This is a genomic window from Listeria welshimeri serovar 6b str. SLCC5334 (assembly GCF_000060285.1).
GTDB classification, from domain to species: domain Bacteria; phylum Bacillota; class Bacilli; order Lactobacillales; family Listeriaceae; genus Listeria; species Listeria welshimeri.
Genome location: NC_008555.1, coordinates 701,927 through 719,492, shown reverse-complemented (window position 1 = coordinate 719,492; position 17,566 = coordinate 701,927). Strand labels below are relative to the sequence as shown.

Sequence of the window (17,566 nt, the reverse complement as noted above, 5' to 3'; positions counted from 1 at the left end):
CTAGACATTTTCTGCTAGGACTGGCTCTCCGGGATCTTTTGTTTCTGTTTCTTCTTGTACTTCGACCACTTCTTCGCTCACTTCGGTATTGAAGTTGGCGATATACCCTTCTAATGAACCAGAAATTTTTTGCATTTCTTCTGAGATAACAACTAGTTCGTCCACTTTCATTTTATTTACTTCGGCAAATTCAAGTGCAGCTGTAGATTTTTCACCAATTTGATTGGAGATTTCTGTTACATCGCTAATAGATGTATTTACTTCCTCAATTCCTGCTGCCATCTCTTCAGTTTCTTGAGAGACGTTTTGCATTTGGGCAGAAATATCGTTGACACGGTTGAGTAAATCTGTAAATGTTGCTTCTGTTTCAGAAATGATTTTTTGGCCTGCTTCCGATTCAGATAGACCTGTATTCATTACTTCGATAGTTGTTTTTGATTCTGTTTGAATTTTTTTCAAGACAGTATTAATATCTACTACAGCAAGGCGAGATTGTTCTGCTAACTTACGAACTTCTTCAGCTACGACAGCAAAGCCACGACCATGTTCGCCAGCTCGAGCAGATTCGATTGCAGCGTTTAAGGCAAGTAAATTGGTTTGATCAGCGATATTTGTAACAGTATCCAGTGCTTTTTCCACTTCACCAACACGGTTAACTAATTGAGAAACTACGTCTGTACTTGAACGCATAACACCACTGATACGGTCCATTTGTGATACTAAATTATTAATAACTGCAATTCCATCGTTCGTTTTTTCTGCGGAGTCTTTTGTTAAGTCAGATACTTTTAGGGCATATTCAGCAACGTTTTGAACGCCACCTGTCATTTGATCCATGGCATCTGTACTTTCTTTCATGCTACCGATTTGTGTTTGAATTTGTTCACCCATCATTTTCATTTCAATGTCCATTTCTGTTGTCATCGCGGAAATAATTTCTGAACTAATAATAACGTTATCACTTGAAGATTTTACATCAGTGGAAGCTTTTTTAACGTCTTCAATCATTAAACGTAGGTTTTCGCTCATTTCGTTTAGGTCATTAGTGATATCGCCTAACTCATCTCTACCATTATAAGTGCTACGATAGGACAAATCTCCACTAGCTACTTTATGTACTGCTGTTTGCAGATGACGAATTCCTTTAAGAATAACTTTTGTAATATAGGCGTTGAAAACAAATAATGAAATCAGCACGGCAATAATTACTGCGGTGAAAATTAAACTGATTTTTACGCCAAAATCGGAAATGGCCTGAGAAGATTTTTCGACTTCATTATAATTCATTTCATTTAAAACGTTTAATTGTTTTGTTGCATCATCAAATTTTGTTTTAACGTTTTGGTAATATCTATTTTGTGCTCCGAGTAATTCTGCATCATCTAGCGCACTGGATGTGTCGCTGATTACAGAGGACGCGGATGATTTCATGTCTGCTAATTTCTCTTCAAAATAAGCTAATTGTTTTTTATCTTCTGCGGTTAAATTGGCTTTTTTGAAGTTATGGATTGCTTGGTCATTTTCTGCATAAAGTGTATCGATATCTTTAATAAGAGTTGCTTTTCCGTTAATAGTATCGAACATGGTCAGGATGTCGATATTGATTTGCGCCATGTTTGTTTGAATTTTTGCGATTTCTTTCATTGGTGCTACATTATTATCTACCATATTATCCGATAGTTCTGCTACATGACGAAATCCTAAAAAACTAGTTGCGCCAAGTCCAATTAGCATAATGGTCGTTATAACAATATTGATACTTAATTTGGTTTTCAATTTACGATTTTTAATTAAATTCACCCATTCCACACTCCTATTCTCTAATTCTTGTTTATTATCTCATATTTTTTAAAAAAACTCCATATTTTATTGTAAAATAATTAGTTTTAATAAAAAAACATTATAATAACGAGAGAATATCGGTGTAAAATGGGTGATATCATTATTTTTTTATTTATTTTTTATAAAAATCTGCGCAAAATTGTTTTAAGTGGTGGCATTTTTGCGAAACGATGGTCTTCTAGAACTGATTGAATTTCGAATTTAGTGTAACCGAGTGCTTCATCCATAACGATTTTCCCTGGAAGTGGAGCGGCTGCACTATCTACAGAAACATCTATGATGACTGGTTTGGTTGCTAGTTTGGCGTTTTCAAAGGCGCTTTCTAGGTCGGCCATTTTTTCTACTCGGAAGCCTATTCCGCCACAACTTTCGGCGAATTTTGCGTAATTGATATCTGGTAGGTCAATGGCATAATTTAGTTCGCCAGCAGATTGTTGTTCATATTTAATAAAGGATAGTTGTTGGTTGTTTAACACGACGACAATCATTGGCATATTGAGACCTACAGCAGTTGCGAAATCTTGCATAACCATAGAAAAGCCTCCATCACCTACGATGGCAATTGCTTGGCGGTCTGGGAATGCTTTTTTGGCGGCGATAGCTCCTGGTAAACCGCAACCCATAGTACCTAACCACGCTGAAACGATAAAGTCATTTTCTGGGGTTAAATGTAAATAACGAGTACTCCAAACGGTTGCTGTTCCTACATCGATAGAGAAAACAGCATCTTTGTCAGCGATTTTTTGAATATTTGCCATAACGACTTCTGGAGCGATTGGATCAGTTGTTTTTGTCATATCTTCTTCTAACCATTTCCACCACTCTTGCATATTTTCTTGACATGCTTGGAGGAATTTACGTTCTTCCACAGGTGCAATTTTTGCTGTTAAATTGCTAATAATTTCGGCTGCATCGCCAACTAAGCCAACTGTCGCTTGATAACGTTTGCTGATTTTTGCTGGGTCAATGTCAATTTGGACACACGCGGCTTTTTTAGGTAAATAGTCGCTGTATGGATAGTCGTTTCCAAACATTAAAAGTAAATCTGTTTCTTGCATAGCTTCATAAGCTGGTTTAGTTCCTATTTTCCCAAGATTTCCGAGTGCGTTTGGGTGATCATCTGGAATAATTGTTTTTGCTGGTAAAGAATGAATAATCGGGATTTTTGCTTTTTCTGCAAAGGCGATTAATTCTGGACCAGCATGTTTGGTTCCTAAACCTGCTAAGATAACTGGTTTTTCCGCTTTATCAATTAATGCCACAGCTTCTTGAATGTTTGCTTCGTTTAGTTTTGGATTTTCTTGTTCAAATTTTACTGTTTCTGCTTCTAAACTTGCTTTAATTGCTTGAGCTGGAATATCATTTGAAATGGTTAAAACTGCGACACCTTTTTCTTTATAGGCTGTACGAATTGCTTCATCAACCACATCTGCTAGCGTTTCAGGATTATCAATTTGTTTGTTATAAACAGCAACATCTTCAAAAACTGCTGGTAAATTGACTTCTTGGAAAAAACCAGTATTTAAGACGTCTGTTGTTACTTGACCAACTAGAACAAGCATTGGTACATGATCCATTTTTGCATCATACATTCCATTTAAAAGATGGATTGCTCCTGGTCCACCAATGGATAACGCAACACCAATTTTACCAGTTAGTTTGGCATATGCTGCAGCAGATAAGGCGGCTACTTCTTCGTGTCGAACATGGATAAATTCAATATCCTCTTGTTCTTTTCTTAAAGCGTCGACTACTGTATCAATCGAATCGCCGGGTAAGCCGTAAACGTGGTCAATACCCCAATTTTTCAGTGTTTGTACGAGTGTTTCACTTGCTTTTACTTTTTTCATTTTATTTTCTCCTCCCATGGATGTTTTCTCTAATGTCCAATAGTTTTCGTTTACCCTGTTTTCGAAAGAGTATTCATAAAAGAGAATTGACGAACAATTCAGAAGTGCTTATAATGAAGGCAAGGTGGTGATCAAACAGATGCAAAAAAAATTGCACTGCTCTCTACTTTCTAACAATAGCTTTAGGATTGTTTAGAAAGTAAGAGTGAAAATAAACTCTTCAATCCTTCAGCTAGTTTAACCAAAATTAAACTATTAAAGGAGAATTATAATGAAAGAGTTTATCGAACCATACCAATATAATTTTATCAAATATCAATTAGCAAATGTTTCACGCGCATACCGGTCTGCGAATGATACTTCGACTTTAAAGGCGTTAAAATCTTTAACAGAAGAGAAAATAAATGAGCTATTCCCGGCGAACGTGCTAGAAGGCCATAAAGAATTGTTTAGCGAGCTCCATACGATTACTTCAACTAAAGAAGCAGAACCATTTTTAGAGGATTTAAAAGCTTATGTGATTCCTTTTGTCTCGCCAAGTGATGTGAAACTTAAAAAAATATTTGCGAAAACGAAAAAATTAAAAATTCCTACTTGGTCTAAACTGGATATGCGCGACTATACTTTTTATGGTTGGAATGATATTGCTCAACAACGTAAGTATATCGTGACTTATGAGGATGGAAATTTGGTTGGCGTACAAGGAACTATTTCTAACGAGATTCAAAAAGGTGTTTGCACGATTTGTCATACACATTCCAAAGTATCGCTTTTTATGGCGAAAACAAAATCTGCGAGTGATGGAATTTATACGACAAACGGCAACTATATTTGCCATGATAGCGATGTTTGCAATCAACAAATAAAAGACCGCGAAACATTAGATGAATTTATTGAGGTTGTAAAGAAACGTAAATAAAAAAAACAGAAAGTCTCTCATTACATAGTTTGAGAGGCTTTCTGTTTTTATTTAATCGAATCGCGTAATTTTGTGCGTTGTTTATCCATCCATGTTTCTTCTGGATATTCATTTAATAAGTTGTCTGCGAATTCGGCTAAGTCGTCGCCAATAACAGCTTTTAGTTCTAGATTATCTGCAGCAGCATTTTCAAACATTTCAAGGACGTTTTTTAAGATTTCGAACATCCCTGCTCCTTTTGCAAAGTTCCATAAATAGGTTTCAATAGCTTTCATTGCTGTTTTGTAGTCTTCTGGCAAAGCGGCTATTCGTTTTTTATACAATTTATAATCTCGTTTTTCTTCGCGGTATTTTTTGTACCATTTAAACATTACGCTTGCCCTCCTTTAACTTGCATAATTTTCGATTGAATAAAATCCCAACGTTTCCAAAAAATCGCTAATTCTTCTTCACCAGCTGGGCTTAATGTGTAAAATTTTCTTGGTGGACCTAATTCTGATTTTTTCTTCTCTATCTCGACTAACTTTTTTTTCTCGAGACGAACGAGGATGGTGTAGACGGTTCCCTCAACGATTTCATCGAAGCCTAGGTCGTTGAGATATTTAGTGATTTCATAGCCGTATGTTTCACCTCTTGAAATCCGTTCTAATATCATTCCTTCTAAACTACCTTTGAGTAACTCGGTAAGTCCTTTCACTTGAATTCACTCCTCTACTAGTTGTTACTAGGTACAAGTATATAGTATTACAAAGTAGATTAGTTGTCAACTGATTTGTAAAAAAAATCCCGCTCCCTTTACTGGGAACAGGATGGTTGTTACTCGAAAAGTACTTCTTGATTTTGTTTCATCGCCCTTAAATTGGCGATGTTAATAGTTAAAAATTTCTTTTTTGGAGCTTCTAATGTTTCGAGCCATTCGTTTGTTAAGTTTGTGGCGATTTCTGTTTCTGCATCGTTTTGGCAAATGAAACCGATGTTTTTATATTGGCATTTTTCATCTAAGGTGGCGTAGTGGTGTTCTTCGCTTTCTTCGGGATTAAAAATATCCATGTAAAAATTACGATTGCCTTTTAGAAATTGCATATGGGTTTCATTTGAGTCTACTAGATTAAAATCACGTTTAGTGAACTCATTAATTGTTTCTGATTTTACTTGTGATAGATTGAAGCTTATTTTTGTACTTGGTTTTTCTAGGTTTTGAAGTTGGCTTGCTTCGAATGATTTAGTTGCCTCTTGTTCTGCTGTGAATGCTTGAAGTTGTTCTTCAACACGGTTCATTTTAGTTTCAAAATCAAGTTCGTTTAGGAGATTTTCGGTTTGTCGAATGACATTGATTGCTTCTTCAAATTGGTCGTTTTTTATGTAGGAAGTGACTTTTTCGGCTGCTTCGATTTTGATTTCTTGTTGCATGGCTGTCGTCATATCGCGCCAAGATTCCCACTTTTGTTGCCAGTTTCCCATAATTTGTTCTCCCTTACCCGATAATTTTTGTTAAATAATTTTGTGTTTCTTTAAATGGTGGGACGCCTCCGTATTTGTGTACGTTTCCTGGTCCGGCATTATACGCTGCTAACGCTAGTTTTAAATCACCATCATATTTTTTGATGTAACTGGCTAGCTGTTTTGTTCCAGAATCAATATTGGTGGCTGGGTCGGTTCGGTTGGACCCATACATTAGTTGCATTAAGCCAGTTGCACCAGCACTTGAAGTAACATTCGGATTGAAATTGGATTCTACTTGAATGACGCGTTTGATAAGTGCTTCAGGAACATCGTACTTGGCTGCAGCAGCTTTTATTAGCTCACTATACTTTCCTTCATTTTCAGCGCTAATTGGTTTAATTGGATAGTTGTTCCAAACAGTTGATTCCGTTGTTGCTTTCGTACTAGCTTCGGTTTTTGCGCTTGAACTAGAGGTAGTTGTTGATGTGGACTCGGCGGTTTCGGATTTATTGATTAGAGCTTCATAAGCCTCGCGAGCACGAGCTAATTCTGCATCAGTGACTGTTTGTATGTTAGTAGCTTTTGTTTGTGTAGTAGGAGTGTTTAATCGCTCATTTAATTTTGTTTCAAAAGTGGTTGCCGATTGTTTCGCTGCTTGAAACGCGCTTTGAAACTCGGCTTGTCTAGCACTTATTACCTGTTCTACTGGATTCATCCACGGCGCTCCTTTGTTATACTAAAGTTTCCATCATTTTATTAGTTTCCTCTAACGTTACACTTTCATCCCGCAACTGCTTTAAAAATTGATGGATAAAATAAGATTTTTCTTTACTCGTAAAAATGGCCGCATTATCACTTGTTTGCTCAATTGTTCCTAACTTAAAATACAGTTCATTTTCTTGATAAATACTCATCCATTCACGAATTTTTGAAGCGGTTTTCCATTGACTTTCTGGAACGATTTCTTCCATTACCCGGCTAACGGAGCCAAGGACATCAATGGCTGGATAATGATTTTTCGTTGCCAGTTCTCGAGTTAAAACGATATGCCCGTCTAAAATTCCTCGCGCTAAATCGGGTACCGGACCATTCATATCATCCCCATCTACAAGCACTGTATAAATACCGGTAATCGAGCCATTTTGCGTTTTACCAGAACGTTCTAGCAGTTTTTTCATATAGGATTCCATTAATAACGTTTTTCCACCAATTGGTAAGTCTTTGACAGCAATATCGACACTTCTTCTTGCATCTGCAAAACGAGTGACAGAATCCATCATTAAAAGAACGGTTTTCCCTTGATCGCGGAAATGTTCTGCAATAGAGGTAGCTAATTTGGCCGCGCGAAGTTGCATGAGATGGCTTTCATCCGATGTAGCTGCAACGATAACACTTTTTTGAAGGCCTTCTTCTCCAAGATCTTTACGCAAGAAATCTTTTACTTCACGACCACGTTCGCCAACTAAACCGATAATATTGATATCTGCTTTGGCGTTACGAGCAATCATTCCAAGTAAAGTAGACTTCCCAACACCTGACCCTGCAAAAATACCAATTTTTTGACCGATGCCAATGGTTAACATACCATCGATTGCTTTGATTCCAGTTTCGAGCGTTTCGGTTATTTCTGCTCGACTAAAAGCATGGATTGGCGGCGCTTCAAGTGGCATTTTTTGCTTATATGGAGCAATCCCAGCTTCTTCATTTAAAATGTCACCGGATGCGTTGAGCACTTTTCCAAGGAGGAATTCGTCGGCTGGAATGGTTATTTTCGTGTCAGTCACGTATACCCAGTCGCCATATGCCACTTTATCGCTTTGATTAAAGGGGAGCAGCATATTGTTTTCTTTTTCAATAGAAATGACTTCGCATAGGACTTTATTTTCACCAACCATGACCGTGTCGCCAATTTTTACTTGAGGGCCTTTGGAAATATATACTTGCTCTTGGACGGTGTGTATTTTTCCTTTTTGGATGTATGGGACAGTGTTTTTTAGTTCTTGCCAGGCTTCAGTTTTCGGCGACCAACTCACGGTTTATCGCCTCCTAAGATTTTTCGTTCGGTATTTTGTTTGTGCAATGTTTGGAAAATTTCTGTGATACGGTAATCAAAGTACTCTTTTTCTTCTTCAACGGTAAATTCGCCGTAATCAAGTCGCATATCAAAATTCCAATGAATGTTTTCTAAAAGCCAGTCATATTTTGTGCCGGTATTTTCTTCTTTTAGGGCTTTTAACGTTTCCGGATGAGTGGTGACATTTAGTTTGTCGAAAGCAACAGGAAGTTTTTGAATGACTTCCGTTAACATTGGTAAGACTTCGATTTGACGTGTGTCGATTGTTTGATGGACGATTCTTTCAGCAAGATCAATGCTTTCGTCCCAAAGAAAGTCGGTAATTGTTAGATAGATTTCCATTTTTTCTTGCTCAAAAGCTCGTTTATTCGCTTCGATTTCTGCTTCTGCGTCGCGTTTTAAGTCTTCAATGGCCTGACGTTCAGCTTGAAGGGCCGCTTTTTCATTAGCTAACTTTTGCTGTTCTTTTTCGATTTCGGTCATGTGTTTTTCAAGTTCTTTTTGATGGCTTTCGAGTTGTTCAAGTTCTTTGGAATAAGGTGAACCCTCTTCTGCCGCTTCTTCTATGTCATCTAAATAAAATAGTTCCATTTTCACATCGGATAAAGTGACTTTACCTTTTGGGATTCGCGGATTAGATAAGGACATCCTGTTCCCCCCGTTGGATAACTATTTTGCCGTCTTTTTCTAGATTTTTAACGACATTGGCAATATCTTGTTGGGCTTGTTCGACGTCAGAAAGTCTGATTGGGCCTAGGACTTCTAGTTCTTCGGTAATCATATCGCGACGGTTTTTCGATACACAAGAAAGGATTTTTTCTTTGAGTTCTTCTTTTTCGTTTTTGAGTGCTCGAGCGACTTTATTGTTGTCTTGAATTTCGGCTAGTACTTGTTGTAAGGTCATGTTATCAAGCAGAATAATATCTTCAAACATAAACATTTTCTCTTTGATTCGTTCGGAAAGTTCCGCTTGTTCTGCATCCAAATGCTCGAAAATTGTACGTTCCAAGCCACGTGTAACATTGTTTAAGATATTAGCAACATTTTTAATGCCGTCAGTTTTGTTGAGTGAACTATTCGACATTGTATCTAGTTTAATTCTTAATAGATTAGATACATTTTGCATGACTTCGCTATCAAATTGCTCTAGACTTGCAATACCGATAACTGTATTAATCATTTTTTCTTCAGGTAAAAGGGCTAGAAGTTTGGATGCTTCTTCAGGTTTCATATACGAGGCAATCATTGCAATCGTTTGAGGTGATTCGTCACTAATAATCGTAAATAAAGAGTCAACATCATCAATTTCACGTAAAATATCCAGTGCAGTTTCACCAATCCGCGATTCTGCTTCTACTCCGTAAATTAGTTGGTTTAATTCTTCGGTTGTCATATCCGGGAATAAGCGTTGTAGGTGCTCACGGTCAAGTTTGGCAATTCCGCCAGACAGAAGCTCTAATTCGTCTAAAAATTCTTTCGTTGCTTCTTCTACTGCACCGCCGTCCATCTCTTTCATTTTGGCCATTTCCCGGGCAAGGCGTTGTTTAGAGGCATCGGGTAGCAAATCAACCACTTCGGTCGCGATTTGTTCATCTAGACTCCAAATAATAAGAGCGGCTTTTTCACGTCTTGAAATACCTGTTTCTGCTGAAGTAGTTGCTTTTTCTTCTGTCGCTTCTACTTCGACTGTTTCTAATTCAGCATTTGTTTCTTCTAAGGTTTCTTTGAGTGTTTCTGCCATGTTTATTCCTGCCTTTCATTGAGCCATTTTTGGATGACTGCTGCGGCGCGACCTGGGTCTTCTTTGGCCATTTCACCGAGTTTATTTTTCAAACTTTCTTTGCGAGCTTTTAATTCTGGTTCTGATAAATCAAATGCATTTGTTTGGAAATGGAAATCTGGGTGTTCTTCTGGGTCAATTATTGCCTCTTCAGCTGGAATAAAATCTTTTTCTTCTGCTTCTAAAGCTTCTTCTAATTGTTCTTTTCGCTTAAGGAAAATAATATAAGCGATAATTCCCGCTGCAATAATTGCAAATAGTAGACTGCCTACTAGCCACCAAATCCATGCTTTGCTTGCTGGTTCAGTTGTTTTAGCTGGATCTTTTTCTACAGGTGTTTGGTTATCTAAGAATTGAATTGGCATAATTGTAACATCACCATTTTGGAACGTCCCTTCAAAAGTTGGTGTAGCAGTCGCTTCTCCGCCAGCACCAGCTTCTTCCGTTGTCATATTAGGTGTTAGTCCTGCCGAAACACCAATTGCTTTTGTAAATTCGGCCATGTCTACACCATTTTTATTTAGTGTTTGCTGATCAACCCATACAACGACATTTGTTTTTGCGAGGGATGGGTGTTTTTCGATTTCTTGGATAGTGGAGTCTAATTCATAATTAGTTGTTTCACTAGATTTTTCACTTGTATAGGTATTTTGATCTCCACCATTTTCTTCTGTATAGTTTGGTACGTCAGCGTTCGACGCAGTTCCAGATTCTGTTGTGTTGGTAGATCCTTTCGATGTGTCTGTGGAAGTATCTTTTTGGTTGCTACGGACTTTTCCATCATTTGGGTAACGTTCCGTATTTTGTTTTATTTCATCAAAGTTAACGGCAACATTTGTGTTTACTCGGAAGTTATCTAAGGCAAAAATGCTTGAAAGTGTACCTTCAATATCGGTTTTCACATTTTTTCCAATGGCATTTTGAATATCAACTTCATTTTTATATGCGGAACTGCCTTCTTCATTTGCGGTATCCGCTTCGGAAATAACGCCATTTTTCGTATCAATAATCGCTACATCTTCACTAGCAACATTTGGTACGGCTGCGCTGACAGTTCGTTGAATACCAAGTACTTGCTCTTTGGTTAATGTTTGGTTATTTTTAGTTTTTAGCGTCACAGCGGCCGTTCCTTTTTGACTTGCTTCTTCAAAAATCGAACTTGATTCTGGTAAAGTTAGCTGAACGGATGCGCTGTCAACGGTTATGCCATAGCTTTGAACGATTTCTTTTTCTAAATTGACTTTTGTTCCGACTTTTTCTTGCATTTTTTTGTCTTCTTCACTTGCTCCTAGCGAGCTATTTAATAAAATATCATTCCCATCTTGACCAGTGTACGGGATTCCTAAATCAGCGAACTTATCACGAACAAGCGTCTCCACTTTTTCGTCTACTAAAATATTTCCGCTTTTATCAACTGTATAATCAACGCCCATTTTAGCTAATTGATCAGTGACTTGTTGTTGGCTTGTTTCGGATAAGTTTTTATAAAGCGTAACTTCTGTTTTGGGCGTGTTCATGTAGAGTAATAACACCGTGACTACGACAAAAAGGCCGACAAAAATCGCGCCTTTGTGCCAATTCTTCAATTTCGAATACATTGTTTTTATTTTTGCCATCTTAAAAACTTCGCTCCATTTTTCTCGTGTGGACGATTGACTAAAACTCCCCCGACTAGTCTAAATCGTTACACTTGCATATTTAAAAGCTGTTTGTAGCTTTCGATTACATTATCACGAATGACCGCAGCAGTTTTCATTTCTGATTCTGCTTTTTTCATTTGAATGAGAACATCACTTGCATTTCCTTCTCCCGTTGTTAAAAGATTCGATACGGACGTTTGCGCGTTTGATTGTGTATCACTCATACTATCCAGCATTTGCGTGAAGGTATTTCCGGCACCTGTCGCACTTTCTGGTTTCGCGGTTTCACCAAGCGTAATTTTGGGCAACACGTTTGCAGTACTAATACTTTCAATTGCCATTCTTTAAAACACTCCTTTATACTTTGCCTATCTCTAAATCTTTTTCCATCATTTTTTCATTTGCTTGTAAGGCCGAAGTATTGGCAGCGTACATTTTTTGTCCAACCATCAAATTGGTCATTTCGGCTGTCATGTCCACATTTGCATAGTTGACGTAACCTGCTTCATTTGCATTTGGATGGGTTGGATCATATACACGTTTGACGCTTCCTGTATCAGCTGATATTTCACTTACTTTAACGCCTTTTGTTCCAGTTAATGCTGTTTCAAAGGGTGTAATTTCAGATAATACGACGCGTTTTCTAAGGAAAGGAGTTTCTCCAGGTGCGGCGCTTGAGTCTGCATTAGCAATATTATTAGAGCTCACTTCCATCCACTGTTTCGCAGCGTTTAACGCAGAGCCACTTGTGTTAATTCCTTCAAACATAATTTTTCACCTTACTTTCCACGAGCTGCTGTGTTGATAGATGAATTATAGTTGAGTGCACTGATAGCGAGCGCGTACATTTGATTATTTTTGGTTAGGCTAATCATTTCCGAACTGACGTTGACATTGTTGCCGTCTTCATTGATGGAACCGCTCTTGGTTGTGAGTTTTGCATTTGTTTCATCCAAATCAGTTCCAGCTAAATGTTTTGCGTTTGTTTTCGTTAGATTGCCTGTTGACTCGATACTATTTCCGCCAGATGCTCGTAAGCTCGAGCCGAACGATTCTTCAAAACTCGCTTCACTTGCTTTAAAATTCGGCGTATTGGCATTAGCAATATTATTTGAAACTACTTGGTTTGCTGTTTGAAGATAATTCAAGTAGTTGCCAATATGCGTCGTATAATTTTCCACTTGTCATTTCCTTCTTTCTTTTAAAAAAATTTCGCATAATTCAAGTTGGCAGCATTGCGACTTTTATTTTCAGAAAAGGCATTTTCAGTGGATTCTAATTGCTTTTGGGTGAAAAGAATACCTTTATTAATCATTTCTCTTGTTTCTTTTAAAATGGGTTCTTTAGTCTCTTTTGGTAAATGTTCGGTACTTTTTAGTAGTTCATTTAGTTTCGCTTGATATGCTTCGAGAGAAACGTTTAATTGCCCCGTCGAATGAAACATGGTTTTTAGCTCAGCCAAAAGTGTCTTTGTTTGATTCATGTTTCATCACTCCCTCGTAGCCTTCTTTTAGCTGCGTGATAACGTGAATGATTGTATCAATATTAACTGGTTGTTTTAGTAATTGCATTTGTCGAATTTGTTCAGAAATCCATTCATATAAACCGAAAATATTATCGTATAATTCTTGTCCAGCTTCTGGATTTAGTTGTAATTTTAATTCTTCAAAGATTTTTTCCATTTTATCGAGAATAAGATCTGCTTCTGAAAAATGTAATTTCGCAAGTGCTTTGTCTAATTTTTTAAATTCAATAATACAACGTTCGTATATATAAATGGTGTTTTTAATGGGGTTGCTCGTATTTAATTCGTTTTGCGTATATCGTTTCCAAGCTTGCATTTATTTCACCTACCATTTTTATTTATTAGAACTGTTCATACCGTCAATAAGTGCATCCAATGTCATTGCGTCGCTTTGCATGGCTTGCATCATTTCTAGCCATTTGTTGTACTGATCCGTTATGTTCGTTAGTAACGTGTCATTTCGGCTCGTAATATCTGTTAGCTTAAGGTTTAATTTATTGATTTCATTCGTCATCGAGGTCGTTTCATCACTGATGAATCCAGTCGAACCAAATGTTTTATTCAATGATTGATAAAGTTCATCGCCAACTCCGCCAATACCAAAGAAAAATCTTTCTACGGCTGTTGGATCTTCAGCTACCATTTTTTTCATTGCGGTTTCATCTACTTTTAACACGCCTTCTTTATCCACGCTTATACCAAAATCAAATAATGTATTTCCGTCTTTTTTATGTTGAAATACGTTGTTTAGCGCGCGATTAGCTTCAAGGTCTGCTGCAGATGCTTGTAAAATGGTTCCTTTTCCCGTGTACGTTTTCATTGTGCTTGTTAGTGCATTGTATGTATTTACAAAACTTGTAATCATGCTGGCTGCTTTTTCATCACTTTGATCTTGAATGGTTAATTTTTCAGCACCAGTTGTTTCTTTTTTTAGGTTAATGGTCACGCCGGGGATGTAGTTGGTTACTTTATTTGTCGCGCTTGTTACTGTTGCACCGTTAATTCGCAGTTTTGCATCTTCTGCCGCTAAATGATCTGGAGAATTTTGTACTAAGCCAAGTGCCTCTAAAACAGCCGAATCACCTTCAAATTTAATACTATTTTCAACACCAGTCGTTGCAGCAGTTACGACCATATTTTCACCTAGCGTATAAATATTTACCTTCGCACCTGCACCATTGATTGTGTTCATCACATTTTTCATTGAGTTATCAGCATCAACTTTGATTTCTTTACCATTAATTTTGATGGTTCCACTGACACCAATTTTCGCTTCAATATCGGGCACAGATTTATTATACGTATCTGCAGTTGCAAGGTTTTGAACTTCAATGGAATAACTGCCATTGACGGAACTACTAGTTGAAGAAACAGTGAAGCTAGTTTCATTCGAAGAGGTCGCGAGCTTTGTTTTACTCTCGTACGTCGTGAAAGAACTCATCGTTTTCATCGACTCAGATAAAGCGTTTTTCAAGCTGGCGTAAAGGTCAATTCGTGATTGATAGCTAGAAATCTGGTTTTGATAAGGTGTTTTTGCTTTTTCTAAACTGGCTTTTTGAAGACTAATAAACTGCGAATAATATTGCGTTGGATCCATTAAGCTGCTTGCAATCGAACTTCCCACTTGGTTTCACCTCACATATAATTTAGAATGCTTAATTTTTGTACCATCACACTCGATTGAAGAGCCGCTTGGTATGCAATAGATGTTTTATTTAAATTGCTCACTGCTTCTGGCATATTTACTTCTTCGACATTGGATTTTCGTTCTGTAAAATCAGTTATTTTGCTAGAAAGCACATTATCGTATGCAGATACACCGTTTTTTTGTCCACCAATATTTGTCATGGAATTTGTGATGATTTCGATATTTTGACTGTTGGTTTCTTGTAAAGCAGATAAAGCATCTTTATCGCCACTTTTCATTGCATCGACAATTTTTTGAATGTTATTAAAAACGTCTGTCATGGCGCTTCCATCATGGAAAACTTCCACTTCTAACGTATCAGTTACACGGAATTTTTTATTTTCTGTCGTCCCGTTATAAATGATTTCACCGGTCGTTTTATCAGTTGTAAATGGCTTCACACTCGTGCTAGAACCACTAAAAACGTATCTGCCATCATCTTCTGCATTGGCAACAGAAACAAGAACATCAAGTAATCCTTTAATTTCTTCTGCCGATTGTGACATATTGTTTTTGTCGCTCGTACCGTTGATTGCTTGAAGCACCAAGGCATTCACTCGGTTCATTGACGTAGACATAGATGATAGAGATGTTTCAGCTGTATTTAAGAGTGATTTTGCTTCGGTTACGTCTGTTTTTTCTCGATTTAGCTGACTAAGCACATGATTATAGGATAAAATTTGCGCTGTAGCACCAGGATTCTCACTCATGGACTCATACTTTTTCCCAGAAGATACTTGTAATTGGTATTTTGCAAGATTCCCTGAGACATTGTTCAACTGATTAATGATTGAATTTGCTTGTTGATTGGTTGAAATTCGCATTATTTTCCTCCTTATAACATTGCTAAGAGTGCTTTCATCATATCGTTCACTGTATTCATTGCTTTTGTATTAGCTACGTAATAACTTTGATATTGCATAATATTCGTCATTTCTTCATCAATATTGACACCTTCTAATGATGATTTTGATTCAGAAAGGGAATTTAAAGCTTGAGTATCCGCCGCTAAAGTAGCACTACTTTTACTAGCGTCTGTGGCAACTTCCGTAATAATTCCATCCATAAAATTGGGGAAAGTGGTTCCTTGAATGTTTTTATCAGTTTTTAATGAAGCAATATCTGGCGCAATAACACCTAGAAATGGTTTATTTTCAGCATTGTTTGTGATTGCTGGATTTAAAATCCATTTACCAGCGCTTTGCGTAAAGATTGGAATGGAAAAATCGCTCACATCGTTTACATATGTACTCGTACCAAGGGATTCAATTGCGTGATCCACGCCACCAATAGTTAGCGTATCTCCCGAACGAGTCACACCAGGGAATTTTTCTAGTTGTCGTAAAAGTTCTTCGCGATTGCTCAGTAATTTTTCGTCAGTAGGATTAGCTTGAAGGGCATCATTAATTTTTTGTAAGTCATCCATTGTTTTATTGACGTTTTTGACTTGAATATCATCTAAGGCTTTTGCTAAGCCATTTGAAAAAGTTTCGATTTTTTCTTGGTACGATTTAATTTCATTTTGGTTTACACGGACAGAAGCGATAATCGATCCTTCTGGCATGTTAAGTTTTTGGCCATCAACAGAGAATTCGAAACCTGTCGCAGTTCTCGTTGACATGATTTCGGTTGTTTCATCACCTTGAACAACCAGGCGTCCGCCGATTGTCACATCGTAAACATCGGGGTTATTCGGGTGTGCGCTAATCGAGATTCCAGCATAGCCCGCCATCGTCCCAAGTAGTTGGTCGCGCTGGTTTAGTAAATCATTCGGAGGATTAGAACCTGCATTTCCGATTGCTTTATTAATACTACCTAGTTTTTTAATTAATGTATTTAAATCTTGTATCGCTGCATCAGTATCTGCTGCAATCGTTGTTTCTAGTTCTTTTAAGCCAGAGTGAAGTTGATTTAATTGATCAGTAAAAATCGTCATACTAGATAAAAGTGCTGTTGTATTTGTGGCTTGGTCAGGATTTTTCGCTAAAGCAGCCCAAGCAGTAAAAAAATTATCCAAATTATCACTAGGTGTATTTTTACCGGGAGTACCAAATAAATTGAGTGCTTGATTAAGCGCTCCACTTTGATATAACGAAGCAGATTGTTTGGCGATTTGATTATTGTATTGTGTCGTTAGAGCCGTATTTGTCAGACGCTTAATATCTGTTACTTTAACTCCGTAGCCTGTTTGTTTCCCACCAAGCAGACCACCATCACCGTATACTGCTGTCTGATCTACCGCTTGTCTTATGTATCCTGGCGTATTCATATTACTAATATTTTGCTGAGCGACCATATTAGCGATTTGCGCCGCTGACATGCCCGATAATGACGTATTAAAATCACTTAAACGCACAAAAAATCCCTCCGTTTACTTAAAAAGTCTCGTTTATCATCATATTATTTTCTGCTTGTGTTTCTGCATGATGCCCCGTAATAACATCCACCATGTGTTCGGAAAAAGCTAATTGCATTTCTGTCCTAATTTGATTTTCAGAAACACTTACGCGTAAAAGGCTTTCTTTTTCGAGAAGCATGTTTTTTCGTTCATTAATGAGAGTATTCTCAGCAGGTGTGCACCTTTTTTGTAAATTTCTAAGTGTGTGCTCTTCGCCAATAATTGTTTTTAAAGCTTGATATTCATTTTGTAAAGCAGTTAGTTCGTGCTGTAATCTTAATTGACGCTCTTCTGCTTCTATCCAGTTTTCTTCTTGTAATAGTTTGCCTAAAATTTTCGATTCATCTGTCGCTTTTACATTTTTTTCGATTAAAATTTCTAATTGATTGATTAATTCGTTTTGCATTC

General features: G+C 37.3%; 20 protein-coding genes. 1 reads left to right on the top strand and 19 read right to left on the bottom strand.

Features of this window, described 5'->3' with window-relative positions; genetic code table 11:
* Both LWE_RS03525 and LWE_RS03520 read right to left on the bottom strand, forming a co-directional pair.
* On the bottom strand, positions 1-1,800 hold the full coding sequence (locus tag LWE_RS03525; RefSeq protein WP_011701529.1) for a methyl-accepting chemotaxis protein: 1,800 nt from the start codon (positions 1,798-1,800) through the stop codon (positions 1-3).
* 161 nt (positions 1,801-1,961) lie between these two features.
* Positions 1,962-3,692 (bottom strand): pyruvate oxidase, encoded by a 1,731-nt coding sequence (locus tag LWE_RS03520; RefSeq protein WP_011701528.1) that lies wholly within the window; start codon positions 3,690-3,692, stop codon positions 1,962-1,964.
* Between the two features lie 271 nt (positions 3,693-3,963).
* Here LWE_RS03520 and LWE_RS03515 point away from each other — a divergent pair, with 271 nt between their 5' ends.
* Entirely contained in the window at positions 3,964-4,611 is a 648-nt protein-coding gene (locus LWE_RS03515) for a FusB/FusC family EF-G-binding protein (protein ID WP_011701527.1), read from the top strand.
* A 47-nt stretch (positions 4,612-4,658) separates the two neighbouring features.
* Here LWE_RS03515 and LWE_RS03510 read toward each other — a convergent pair whose 3' ends face one another.
* From LWE_RS03510 to LWE_RS03430, 17 genes are all read right to left on the bottom strand, one after another.
* The gene (locus tag LWE_RS03510) at positions 4,659-4,982 is read right to left on the bottom strand and encodes a DUF1048 domain-containing protein (protein WP_011701526.1); all 324 of its coding nucleotides are present in this window, start codon (positions 4,980-4,982) and stop codon (positions 4,659-4,661) included.
* Positions 4,982-5,308, bottom strand: a complete 327-nt coding sequence (lftR, locus tag LWE_RS03505) for a PadR family transcriptional regulator LftR (RefSeq protein WP_011701525.1) — start codon at positions 5,306-5,308, stop codon at positions 4,982-4,984. Before lftR ends, LWE_RS03510 begins: the two co-directional genes overlap by 1 nt.
* A gap of 119 nt (positions 5,309-5,427) precedes the next feature.
* Positions 5,428-6,072 (bottom strand): hypothetical protein, encoded by a 645-nt coding sequence (locus tag LWE_RS03500; RefSeq protein ID WP_011701524.1) that lies wholly within the window; start codon positions 6,070-6,072, stop codon positions 5,428-5,430.
* 13 nt (positions 6,073-6,085) lie between these two features.
* Positions 6,086-6,769: a lytic transglycosylase domain-containing protein gene (locus tag LWE_RS03495; protein ID WP_011701523.1), complete on the bottom strand. Its 684-nt coding sequence runs from the start codon at positions 6,767-6,769 to the stop codon at positions 6,086-6,088.
* Between the two features lie 16 nt (positions 6,770-6,785).
* A complete protein-coding gene (fliI, locus tag LWE_RS03490) occupies positions 6,786-8,087 on the bottom strand; it encodes a flagellar protein export ATPase FliI (RefSeq protein ID WP_011701522.1) in 1,302 nt (433 codons plus the stop codon).
* Positions 8,084-8,776: a FliH/SctL family protein gene (locus LWE_RS03485; RefSeq protein ID WP_011701521.1), complete on the bottom strand. Its 693-nt coding sequence runs from the start codon at positions 8,774-8,776 to the stop codon at positions 8,084-8,086. Before LWE_RS03485 ends, fliI begins: the two co-directional genes overlap by 4 nt.
* On the bottom strand, positions 8,763-9,869 hold the full coding sequence (locus LWE_RS03480) for a flagellar motor switch protein FliG (protein WP_011701520.1): 1,107 nt from the start codon (positions 9,867-9,869) through the stop codon (positions 8,763-8,765). Before LWE_RS03480 ends, LWE_RS03485 begins: the two co-directional genes overlap by 14 nt.
* A 2-nt stretch (positions 9,870-9,871) precedes the next feature.
* Entirely contained in the window at positions 9,872-11,524 is a 1,653-nt protein-coding gene (fliF, locus tag LWE_RS03475) for a flagellar basal-body MS-ring/collar protein FliF (RefSeq protein ID WP_011701519.1), read from the bottom strand.
* 68 nt (positions 11,525-11,592) lie between these two features.
* Positions 11,593-11,889, bottom strand: coding sequence for a flagellar hook-basal body complex protein FliE (gene fliE / locus LWE_RS03470; protein WP_011701518.1), 297 nt, complete (start codon positions 11,887-11,889; stop codon positions 11,593-11,595).
* Between the two features lie 16 nt (positions 11,890-11,905).
* The gene (flgC, locus tag LWE_RS03465; RefSeq protein WP_011701517.1) at positions 11,906-12,316 is read right to left on the bottom strand and encodes a flagellar basal body rod protein FlgC; all 411 of its coding nucleotides are present in this window, start codon (positions 12,314-12,316) and stop codon (positions 11,906-11,908) included.
* An 11-nt stretch (positions 12,317-12,327) separates the two neighbouring features.
* On the bottom strand, positions 12,328-12,729 hold the full coding sequence (flgB, locus tag LWE_RS03460; protein ID WP_011701516.1) for a flagellar basal body rod protein FlgB: 402 nt from the start codon (positions 12,727-12,729) through the stop codon (positions 12,328-12,330).
* Between the two features lie 20 nt (positions 12,730-12,749).
* Entirely contained in the window at positions 12,750-13,031 is a 282-nt protein-coding gene (locus LWE_RS03455) for a hypothetical protein (protein ID WP_011701515.1), read from the bottom strand.
* The gene (locus LWE_RS03450) at positions 13,003-13,389 is read right to left on the bottom strand and encodes a flagellar export chaperone FliS (RefSeq protein ID WP_011701514.1); all 387 of its coding nucleotides are present in this window, start codon (positions 13,387-13,389) and stop codon (positions 13,003-13,005) included. The genes LWE_RS03455 and LWE_RS03450 overlap by 29 nt, the downstream gene beginning before the upstream one ends.
* Before the next feature lie 18 nt (positions 13,390-13,407).
* Complete coding sequence (locus LWE_RS03445; protein WP_011701513.1) at positions 13,408-14,697, bottom strand: flagellar hook-associated protein 2; 1,290 nt, start codon at positions 14,695-14,697, stop codon at positions 13,408-13,410.
* Between the two features lie 11 nt (positions 14,698-14,708).
* Positions 14,709-15,584: a flagellar hook-associated protein 3 gene (locus LWE_RS03440; RefSeq protein ID WP_011701512.1), complete on the bottom strand. Its 876-nt coding sequence runs from the start codon at positions 15,582-15,584 to the stop codon at positions 14,709-14,711.
* Positions 15,585-15,595: 11 nt separating this feature from the next.
* Complete coding sequence (flgK, locus tag LWE_RS03435) at positions 15,596-17,116, bottom strand: flagellar hook-associated protein FlgK (RefSeq protein ID WP_011701511.1); 1,521 nt, start codon at positions 17,114-17,116, stop codon at positions 15,596-15,598.
* A gap of 19 nt (positions 17,117-17,135) precedes the next feature.
* Positions 17,136-17,564 carry a hypothetical protein gene (locus LWE_RS03430; protein ID WP_011701510.1) on the bottom strand — a complete coding sequence of 143 codons (429 nt, stop codon included), beginning with the start codon at positions 17,562-17,564 and terminating at the stop codon, positions 17,136-17,138.
* Between the last annotated feature and the right edge of the window lie 2 nt (positions 17,565-17,566).